Below are 10,037 nucleotides of genomic sequence, written 5' to 3' on the forward strand. Positions count from 1 at the left end.
GGGGCCGAAGAGGCCCGTCAGGCCCAGGTGCACCACCAGCGCGGCGAACGGCCAGGCCAGCCACGCCCCCTTCGCGCCCAGCTTCAGCGGCGCGGAGAACGTCACCCCCTTGCCGACCTCCTGCGCGTGCGCGATCACGTCCGACCCGGGGCCCAGCCACACCCCGACCCGCCACGCCAGCAGCGACCCGAGGAAGGCGCCGACGCCCAGGCCCACCACCAGCGGCACGCCCCCGCGCCGTCGCAGCAGGAAGACGGCCAGCGCGCTGAGCGCGCCGAAGCCGAGCGCGAGCAGCGTGAACGTGCCGTCGACCCCGACGGCCTGCTCGCCCTCGGAGTCCTTCAGGTAGACCGCCCAGCTGCCGTCCACGACCTCGCCGACGAGCGGCACGCTCGGCGCCAGCCACCACCACAGCACGCCCAGCAGGGCGCCGGAGACGGCCACCGCCACCAGGGTGACGGCGGCCTGCCGCACTTCGGTCAGCATCCCGGGGCCGTCCTGTTCGCCGTGAGGGTCGTACGCGGTGCCCATCGCATGCGCGCCCACGGGCGGCGGCACCGGCCCGCCGTGGGACGACGAGTGCTCGTTCGGCGGCGGAGGGGGAGTCAGAGGTGCGGTCACCCTGCCATCGTGCCAAACCCGCCTGTGCCGCGCGTCACCGGACGGCGGCCCGGCGGTACGCCCACGTGGCGACGGCCAGGGAGATCACGCCGACCGCCGCGCACACGGCGAGGTCACCGAGGACGAAGGCCCAGTCGGGCCGGGGCCCGAAGGTCCGCGCGAAGGCCTCCACGCCGTACGTGGAGGGCAGCAGGTCACGGGCGAGGCGCACCGCCTCCGGCATCCGCTCGGCGGGCAGCACGCCCAGCAGCAGCGCCGCCGACATGCCCAGCTGGCCCAGCAGGGTGGCGAGCTCGGGCCGGGGCGCGAGCAGCCCCAGTGCCGCGCCCAGCCCGGCGAGCGCGGCGCCGGCCAGCGGGATCACGGCCACCAGCACCCACAGATGCGTCATCGGCAGCCCGAACAGCAGGCATCCGAACACCGCCGTCACCACGGTCCCCGGCACGGTGAAGGACGCGTACGCGCCCGCCGCGCCCAGCACCACCGCGGCCGGCGGCACCGGCAGGGTCGCGTAGTGGTCGAGGCCGCCGCTGGCGCGCAGCTGGCCGAAGTACTGGGCGAGGAGGTTCAGCGCGACGAAGGCCACGACGAGCACCGCCGACCCGGCGACCACGGCCTGCGCCTCGCCGCCGCCGTCCACGACGCCGCGCATCAGGATCATGATGCCGATCGACTGGAACGTGGCCACGAACAGCAGCGGGATGCGCGCGACCCGGGCCCGGGACAGCTGCGCCCGGTACACCGCCACCAGGGAGGGCCACAGCCGCGCCCGGGGCCCGAGCGCGGCGGCGCCCCGCTCCTCGGCGGCCGGGGCGCGGTCGGGCAGGACTTCGGCGGGTACGACACTCACGTCGTGCTGCTCCCCTTCACCACTCGTCGCTGAGCCGCTGTGCACTCAGCCCCCTCACGCAGGTGCTCGCCCCGTCCGGTACGGACGCGGCGTCGTGCTGTCTCACCGTCCGGGGCGCTCACGTCCTGACCAGCCCCTGTCGCGCGGCGCCGCCCAGCGCCAGGTACACGTCCTCCAGGCTGGGCGTGGCCAGGGTGAAGTCGTCCAGCGCGGCGAACGCGGCCCCGCCGGTGACGGTGGCGACGACCGTGCGGGCCTCCTCCGGGGCGAGGCGCAGCGTCCAGCGGCGGCCCGACTCGGCGGCCCGGTCGCGCAGCGCGGCGACCTCGGGGACGCCCAGCGGGGCGGTCTCGCGCCACACCAGGTCGACGCGGACCTCGCCGGCGACCTGCTCCTTGAGTCCGGCCGGGGTGTCGCAGGCGATCACGCGGCCGCGGTCGAGGACGGCGACCCGGTCGAGGACGGTCTCGGCCTCGATGACGTTGTGGGTGACGAGCAGCACGGTCGTTCCGCGCTCGGCGCGCCGGCGGTCGACGGCGGCCCAGACGGCGCGCCGCGCCACCGGGTCCATGCCGGTGGTCGGCTCGTCCAGGACGAGCAGCGGGCGCTCCCCCACCAGCGCGGCGGCGAAGCAGGCCAGGCGCCGCTGTCCGCCGGAGAGCTTCTTGAGCGGGCGGGAGGCGAGGGGGGTCAGGCCCAGTTCGTCGAGGACGGCGTCGCGCTCGGCGCGCGCGTCGGCGGCGTCCAGGCCGCGCAGCCGCCCGGTGGTCTCGGCGGCGAGCGAGACGGTGAGCTCGTCCAGGGCGCTGGACTCCTGGCCGAGGTAGGCGAGGATCCGCGCGGCCCGTTCGGGGTGGCGCACGATGTCGTGGCCGAGGATCTCCACGCTGCCGCTGTCGGGCCGCATCAGGCCGGTCAGCTGGCGGACGAGGGTGGACTTTCCCGCGCCGTTCGGTCCGAGCAGGCCGAAGATCTCGCCGCGGCGGATGTCCAGCGTCACGTCGTCGGTGGCCCGGACCTCGGGGGCGGCCGGAACGCCGCGCCGGCCGCGTACCGCCGCATAGGTCTTGATCAGTCCGCGCACCACGCACACGGCATCGCCGCCGGGTCGAAGTGCCTGGGGCGCGCGCGTATTCACAAGGGACGAGAGTACGGGGTCGTGAACCCCGGCTCGCCCTCGGGTCCGCCCATAAGCATCAATTCGGCCGGGGCGTCACTCCCCGGCGGGGGCGCGCTCCGTGGCGGTCCGCACGTCGATCTCCCGCCAGAATCCGGCCCTGATCGCGTACCGGTCGTGCTCGTCGATCTGGTCGTCCTTGTGGGCCAGCAGTCCGAAGCGGGCGGCGTAGCGCAGCAGCTCGCCGTCGACGCGGTGCGGGATGCGGGGGTACATGCCGGACAGTTTCTGGAGGTGGCCGTGGTCGCCGAGGCGTTCCACCCAGCGGCGGGCGAACACCTGTCCGACCTCGTACGGGTCGCCGCCGACCGTGGTGATGTCCTCCTCGCGGTCGGCCCAGCGCTGCTCGGCCGTGGTGAGCTGGGCCAGGGTCGGCAGGGCGACGGCCTCGGCCTGCTCGGCGGCGGGCCGGTCGACCCAGCCCTTGTCGGAGGACCAGCGCAGGGTGGCGGTCGGCGGGTGCGCGGGGGGCTGGGCGCCGGGGGCGCGCAGGGAGGCCAGGTCCTTGGGGGTGGGGACGCCCCTGGCGGGCGTCGCGCGCTCCTCGGTGCCGTTGCGCGGGGCGGTGTCCGCCGCGGGGTGGGCGGGCTCGCGGGCGGGCCGCTCGGTCGCGGCGGACAGGGCGGACTCGGGCAGCGGCGCGGACAGGATCGCGGCGATCTCGGGCCGGGGCACGGGCGGCGGGGCGCAGATGCCGCCGACCTCCTTGGCACGCACCGCCTTGGTGATCCAGGCGCGGTCGAGGACGCGGCGCTCGTCGGCCTCGGCGACCAGGTCCTCGGACTGGTTGTAGTCGCCGTCGGCGGCCTGCACGGCCCACAGGTGGACGGCGACGCCGTGTTCCTTGGCGGCCATCATGCCGGGCAGCAGATCGCCGTCGCCGGTCACCAGGACGACGTCGGAGCAGGCCCGGTTGCGGGCCAGCTCGGTCAGCTCGGCGTGCATGGCGGCGTCCACGCCCTTCTGCGCCCAGCGGCCGTCGCTGCGGGTGAGGGCGCCGAGCCGGACGGTGACCCGGGGCATCACGCGCAGCCGGCGGTGCTCGGGCTGCGGGACGCGGTCGGGGGCGCCGTCGAACCAGTAGATGCGCAGCAGGGGCTGCTGCGTGTCGGACTCGGCGCGGTCACGCAACCCCTGGATGAGGGCGGCGTGATCGACGGTGATGCGCGAGCGCGAGGGCTCCCCGGCGAGGAGACTGGCGGCGGCCCCCAGCAGATACCCGGCGTCCACCAGGACGATGCAGCGGTCCACGCGATCCACCCTCTTTCCGGGAGGTTTGCTTCGGGCTTGCTTCGAGTCTGCCCGACGGCGCGGAGGTTAACGGCCCGAACTCGATCTTCGGCGTGGCGTTTCGGCGGCCCGTGACCCGACGAGCCGTGTCACGCACGGTAATTACCCGATATGCGTTCTTTTTCAGTCTATGTGAATCTGAGGCGGTACCTGGCCCGACAGATCCCCCTCAGGAGGTAGATCACCATGGCCAAGAACAAGAACAACCGTGAGCGTAAGCAGTCCCAGCCCGCCCGTGCCCCGCAGGCCGCCGAGTCGGCCGTACTGGACCGCGAGGAGCAGCACGCCCCGCCGCTGTCGCCCGGCGACGTGGCCTCCCGCAAGCGGCAGAAGCGCTTCGGCCACAACTGACGTCCGGCGCACGGGCCGTCGCGCCCGCCGTGACACGAAGGGGCGCACCCGGTGCCGGGTGCGCCCCTTGGTCTTCCTCGGCTTCGGCCGTCAGCCCGCCAGGCAGGACGGGCCGAGCAGCACCTTCAGGTCGCCGAAGAGCGCCGGGTCGGGCTTGACCCGGTGCCGGTCCAGGCGCAGCACCGTCGTCTTCGTCGGGCCCTGGAGCTTGATGCGGACCTCGCTGTCGCCCCGGTGGTGGGTGAGGATCTCGCCGAGGCGGCTGACCATCGGCGGGGTGACCCGGGTCGCCGGGATGGTGAGGACGACGGGTGCGTTGGCGCCCGCGTTGGACAGGTCGGGGATCATCAGCTCCATCGCGACCAGCCGCGGCACGTCCTCGCGCTTGTCGAGGCGTCCCTTGACGAACACCACGGCGTCCTCGACGAGTTGGGTGGACACCAGCTGGTAGGTCGCGGGGAAGAACATGCACTCGATGGAGCCGGCCAGGTCCTCGACGGTGGCGATGGCCCAGGCGTTGCCCTGCTTGGTCATCTTGCGCTGGAGGCCGGAGATGATGCCGCCGATGGTGACGACCGCCCCGTCGCCGAAGTCACCGCCGGTGAGCTGGGAGATGCCCGCGTCGGCCTTGTCGGACAGCACGTGCTCCAGGCCGAAGAGCGGGTGGTCGGAGACGTAGAGGCCGAGCATCTCCCGCTCCTGGGCGAGGAGATAGGTCTTGTCCCACTCGTCCTCGCCGAAGACCACGTCGAGTCCGAAGCCGGGCTCGTCGTTCTGCTCGTCGCCCATGCCGCCGAAGAGGTCGAACTGGCCCTCGGCCTCCTTGCGCTTGACCGCGACCACGTTGTCGATCATCGGCTCGTACTGCGCGGTGAGGCCCTTGCGGGTGTGGCCCATCTCGTCGAAGGCGCCGGCCTTGATCAGCGACTCCGTCGTCCGCTTGTTGCAGACGACCGCCTCCACCTTGTCCAGGTAGTCGGGGAAGGACGCGTACTTCCCCTTGGCCTTGCGGCACCTGATGATCGACTCCACCACGTTGGTGCCGACGTTGCGCACGGCGGAGAGGCCGAAGAGGATCACGTCGTCGCCCTGCGCGGCGAAGTTCGACATGGACTCGTTGACGTTGGGCGGGAGCACCTTGATGCCCATGCGGCGGCACTCGTTGAGGTAGACCGCCGACTTGTCCTTGTCGTCCTTGACCGAGGTGAGCAGCGCGGCCATGTACTCGGCGGGGTGGTTGGCCTTGAGGTACGCCGTCCAGTACGAGACCAGGCCGTACGCGGCCGAGTGCGCCTTGTTGAACGCGTAGCCGGCGAAGGGGACCAGGACGTCCCACAGCGCCTGGATGGCCTCGTCGCTGTACCCCTTCTTGCGGGCGCCCTCCTGGAAGAGGACGAAGTTCTTCGCCAGTTCGTCGGGCTTCTTCTTGCCCATCACGCGGCGCAGGATGTCGGCCTCGCCGAGCGAGTAGCCCGCGATGATCTGGGCGGCCTTCTGCACCTGCTCCTGGTACACGATCAGGCCGTAGGTGACGGCCAGGACCTCCTGGAGGGGCTCCTCCAGCTCCTTGTGGATCGGCGTGATCTCCTGGAGGCCGTTCTTGCGGAGCGCGTAGTTGGTGTGCGAGTCCATGCCCATGGGGCCGGGACGGTAGAGCGCGGAGACGGCGGAGATGTCCTCGAAGTTGTCGGGCTTCATCAGCCGCAGCAGGGAGCGCATGGGCCCGCCGTCGAACTGGAAGACGCCGAGGGTGTCGCCGCGCTGGAGCAGGTCGAAGGTCGTCGGGTCGTCCAGCGGCAGGGACAGCAGGTCGAGGTCGATGCCCTTGTTGGACTTCACCATCTTGACGGCGTCGTCCATGATCGTGAGGTTGCGCAGGCCGAGGAAGTCCATCTTCAGCAGGCCGAGCGACTCGCACTGCGGGTAGTCCCACTGCGTGATGGTCACGCCGTCGGTGTGCCGCACCCAGATCGGGGCGTGGTCGACGATGGGCTCACTGGACATGATGACGCCGGCGGCGTGCACGCCCATCTGCCGGACCAGGCCCTCGACGCCCTTGGCGGTGTCGATGACCTTCTTGACGTCCGGCTCGTTCTCGTACATCGAGCGGATCTCGCCGGCCTCGCTGTACCGCGGGTGCGTCGGGTCGGTGATGCCGTTGAGGTCGATGCCCTTGCCGAGGACGTCGGCGGGCATGGCCTTGGTGAGCCGGTCGCCCATCGCGTACGGGTAGCCCAGGACGCGCGCGGAGTCCTTGATGGCGTTCTTCGCCTTGATCTTGCCGTAGGTGCCGATCATGGCGACCTTGTCGGCGCCGTACTTCTCCGTCACGTACCTGATCACCTCGACGCGCCTGCGCTCGTCGAAGTCGATGTCGACGTCGGGCATGGAGACGCGCTCGGGGTTGAGGAACCGCTCGAAGATCAGGCCGTGCGGGATCGGGTCGAGGTCGGTGATGCCCATCGCGTACGCCACGATCGAGCCGGCCGCGGAGCCTCGGCCGGGGCCGACCGCGATGCCCTGCTTCTTGGCCCACATGATGAAGTCGGCGACCACGAGGAAGTAGCCCGGGAACCCCATCTGGATGATGACGTCCATCTCGTACTCGGCCTGCTTCTGGCGGTCCTCGGGGACCTGGCCCGCGAAGCGGCGCTCCATGCCGCGGCGGACCTCCTCCTGGAACCAGGTGACCTCGGTGTAGCCCTCCGGGATGTCGAACTTCGGCATGAGGTCGCGCTTCTCGAACATGCCGTCGGTGTCGACCATCTCTGCGACGAGGAGCGTGTTGGCGCAGCCCTCCTGCCAGGCGTCCGAGGAGTCGATGGCGTACATCTCGTCCGTGGACTTCAGGTAGTAGCCGGTGCCGTCGAAGCGGAAGCGGTCCGGGTCGGAGAGGTTCTTGCCGGTCTGGATGCACAGCAGGGCGTCGTGGGCGGTCGCCTCGTGCGCGTAGGTGTAGTGCGAGTCGTTCGTCACCAGCGGCGGGATGCCGAGTTTCCTGCCGATCTCCAGCAGGCCGTCGCGGACCCGGTGCTCGATGTCGATGCCGTGGTCCATCAGCTCCAGGAAGTACCGGTCCTTGCCGAAGATGTCCTGGTAGTCGGCGGCGGCCTTGAGGGCCTCGTCGAAGTGGCCGAGGCGCAGCCGGGTCTGGACCTCGCCGGAGGGGCAGCCGGTGGAGGCGACGATGCCCTCGGACCACTGGGAGATGGTCTCCTTGTCCATCCGGGGCCACTTCTGGAGCCAGCCCTCGGCGTACGCGTCGGAGGAGAGGCGGAAGAGGTTGTGCAGCCCCGTCCTGTTGGTCGCCCACATCGTCTTGTGGGTGTAGCCGCCGGAGCCGGAGACGTCGTCCCGCTTCTGGTGCGGCTGGCCCCACTGGATCTTGCGCTTGTTGCGGCGCGACTCGGGAGCGACATACGCCTCGATCCCGATGATCGGGGTGACCCCGGCCTTCTTCGCGGAGTGGAAGAAGTCGTACGCCCCGTGCAGGTTGCCGTGGTCGGACATGGCGATGTGCGTCATGCCCATCTCGTTGCACGCGTCGAACATGTCCTTCAGCCGCGCGGCACCGTCCAGCAGCGAGTACTGGGTGTGGACGTGCAGGTGCGTGAACGGCGGCTTGGACACGTGCGGCCTCCTGGGAAAGCTCGGTCGACGGGCTGCGGTCAGTCCGGGGGTCAGCGTCGAAGTCTATGCCCCGGGACTGACACTCCGGGGCCCCGGCCGCGTACCTTCGTGCGGGGCCCCGCGTGTCGGGCCGGCCCCGGGCGGCGGGCACTCCCGCGCGCCCTCGAACGTTGGTCCGAGTGCGGTTTCCGCCGCACTCGCCACGCACCACCCGTACCAGGAGGCACCCAGCGATGTCGGTTTCGCAGCTCAGTGACGAGCACCGCGGCGAGGAGATCCTCGCCGTCTTCGACACCGCCTTCGGCGAGCTCCTGGCCGCCGACCCGGCCGCGTTCCGCGTGAAGTTCCGCAAGATGGCGGCCTCGGCCTTCGCCTTCTACCGGGGCACGGCGTGCCTCTTCTACCACGACCTGGACGCCGAGACCGCGGGCGGACCGTACCTGGACGAGCGGACCTCCCGGGTGTGGATCCACGGCGACCTGCACGCGGAGAACTTCGGCACGTACATGGACTCCACCGGCCGCCTGATCTTCAACGTCAACGACTTCGACGAGGCCTACGTCGGCCCCTTCACCTGGGACCTCAAGCGCTTCGCCGCCTCCATCGCGCTGATCGGGTACGCGAAGGCCCTCAGTGACGAGCAGATCACCGAGCTGGTGCGGGTGTACGCGGGCGCGTACCGGGAGCGGATCCACTCGCTGGCCACGGGCGCCAAGAGCGACGAGGTGCCGCCGTTCACGCTGGACACCGCGGAGGGCCCGCTGCTGGGCGCGCTGCGGGTCGCCCGTTCGCTGACCCGGTTCGGGCTGCTGGAGTCGATGACGGAGATCCGCGACTTCGAGCGCCGCTTCGCGCCCGGCGGGGGCTCCATCGAGCTGGACGCGGCCACGCGGTACAAGGTGCTGGCCGCCTTCGACGGCTATCTGGAGACGCTTCCGGAGTCGTCGCTGACCCGCCCCGACTCCTACCGGGTCAAGGACGTCGTCGGCCGCCGGGGCATCGGCATCGGCTCCGCCGGCCTGCCGTCGTACAACATCCTCTTGGAGGGCAACAGCGACGCCCTGGAGAACGACGTGGTGATCTACGTCAAGCAGGCCCAGACCCCGGCGGTCTCCCGGCACATCGCCGACCGGGCGATCCGGGACTACTTCCAGCACGAGGGCCACCGCACGGTGATCTCCCAGCGCGCCCTCCAGGCGCACGCCGACCCGTGGCTGGGCTGGACCGAGCTGGACGGCGCGGGGCAGCTGGTCGCCGAGGTCTCGCCGTACGCGGTGGACCTGGACTGGGGCGACATCGACGACCCGGAGGAGATCGCGGAGGTCGTCGCCGACCTGGGCCGGGCCACCGCCGCGATGCACGCGGCGGCGGACGACCAGTCCGGGGAGTCCCTGGTGCCGTTCTCCACCGAGCGGGCCATCGACGCGGCGATCGCGGCCGACGAGGAGGGCTTCGCGCCCCTGCTGGTCGACTTCGCCCACACCTACGGGGCACGCGCGCGCACCGACCACCAGACCTTCGTCGACCTCTTCCGCAACGGCCGTATCCCGGGGCTGTGACCCTCACCGCCTCACAGGGACCCTTTAGGGGCCTCTTACCGGCTCCCATGACACACTCGTGACTCGCTATGGACATATCCGGAACCCCGCTCAGAGCCGTACGCGCGGCGCTGTTCACGGCCCTCGTCGTGACGCTCAGCACCGCGTCGCACGTGCTGCTGTCCGGGGTTCCGCTGCCGCTGAGCACGGTGGCCGCGGTCGCCGCCGCCGTGTTCCTGATCGCGTACGCCCTGGCCGGGCGGCGCGAGCGGGGCTTCGGGCGCATCGCCGCCCTGCTGATCCCGCTGGAGCTGGCCGCCGACACCGTCCTCACCACCGGCCAGCACGTCTGCTACGGCAGGGCGGGCGGCCCCGTCGCGGGCCCGCTGCGCTCCGTGGGCTTCGACGTGCTGTGCGGCGGCGGCATGGGCGTGGGCGCCGGGGCCGGCACCCCGCTGACCCGGGTGACCGGCGCCGACACCGACCGGCTGGCCGCCCTGCTCGCGCACGCCGACCCCGCGACCGCCTGGCTGCTGCTGGGCGCGCACATCGGCGTCGGCCTGCTCGCGGCGGCCTGGCT

At 71.6% G+C, this 10,037-nt stretch carries 8 protein-coding genes; 3 read left to right on the forward strand and 5 right to left on the reverse strand.

Going from position 1 to position 10,037, the window contains the following annotated elements:
• The 4 genes from GTW67_RS21900 to GTW67_RS21915 all read right to left on the reverse strand — a co-directional run.
• Positions 1-621: AAA family ATPase (locus tag GTW67_RS21900; protein WP_161166508.1), on the reverse strand; the 621-nt coding region annotated here is incomplete at its 3' end.
• A gap of 34 nt (positions 622-655) precedes the next feature.
• The gene (locus GTW67_RS21905; RefSeq protein WP_161166509.1) at positions 656-1,471 is read right to left on the reverse strand and encodes an ABC transporter permease; all 816 of its coding nucleotides are present in this window, start codon (positions 1,469-1,471) and stop codon (positions 656-658) included.
• 118 nt (positions 1,472-1,589) lie between these two features.
• On the reverse strand, positions 1,590-2,564 hold the full coding sequence (locus tag GTW67_RS21910) for an ATP-binding cassette domain-containing protein (RefSeq protein ID WP_161166514.1): 975 nt from the start codon (positions 2,562-2,564) through the stop codon (positions 1,590-1,592).
• Positions 2,565-2,684: 120 nt separating this feature from the next.
• On the reverse strand, positions 2,685-3,899 hold the full coding sequence (locus GTW67_RS21915) for an NYN domain-containing protein (protein WP_161166510.1): 1,215 nt from the start codon (positions 3,897-3,899) through the stop codon (positions 2,685-2,687).
• Between the two features lie 225 nt (positions 3,900-4,124).
• Here GTW67_RS21915 and GTW67_RS37075 point away from each other — a divergent pair, with 225 nt between their 5' ends.
• Positions 4,125-4,289 (forward strand): hypothetical protein, encoded by a 165-nt coding sequence (locus GTW67_RS37075; RefSeq protein ID WP_202437531.1) that lies wholly within the window; start codon positions 4,125-4,127, stop codon positions 4,287-4,289.
• 90 nt (positions 4,290-4,379) lie between these two features.
• Here GTW67_RS37075 and dnaE read toward each other — a convergent pair whose 3' ends face one another.
• Positions 4,380-7,919 (reverse strand): DNA polymerase III subunit alpha, encoded by a 3,540-nt coding sequence (gene dnaE / locus GTW67_RS21920; protein WP_161166511.1) that lies wholly within the window; start codon positions 7,917-7,919, stop codon positions 4,380-4,382.
• 233 nt (positions 7,920-8,152) lie between these two features.
• On the opposite strand from dnaE, the gene GTW67_RS21925 reads away from it, so the two are divergent.
• Both GTW67_RS21925 and GTW67_RS21930 read left to right on the forward strand, forming a co-directional pair.
• The gene (locus GTW67_RS21925; RefSeq protein WP_161166512.1) at positions 8,153-9,478 is read left to right on the forward strand and encodes a DUF2252 domain-containing protein; all 1,326 of its coding nucleotides are present in this window, start codon (positions 8,153-8,155) and stop codon (positions 9,476-9,478) included.
• Positions 9,479-9,546: 68 nt separating this feature from the next.
• The coding region (locus tag GTW67_RS21930; protein ID WP_161166513.1) for a hypothetical protein at positions 9,547-10,037 on the forward strand (491 nt) is incomplete at its 3' end.

It is taken from the genome of Streptomyces sp. SID5910 (genome assembly GCF_009862125.1).
Classification (GTDB): domain Bacteria; phylum Actinomycetota; class Actinomycetes; order Streptomycetales; family Streptomycetaceae; genus Streptomyces.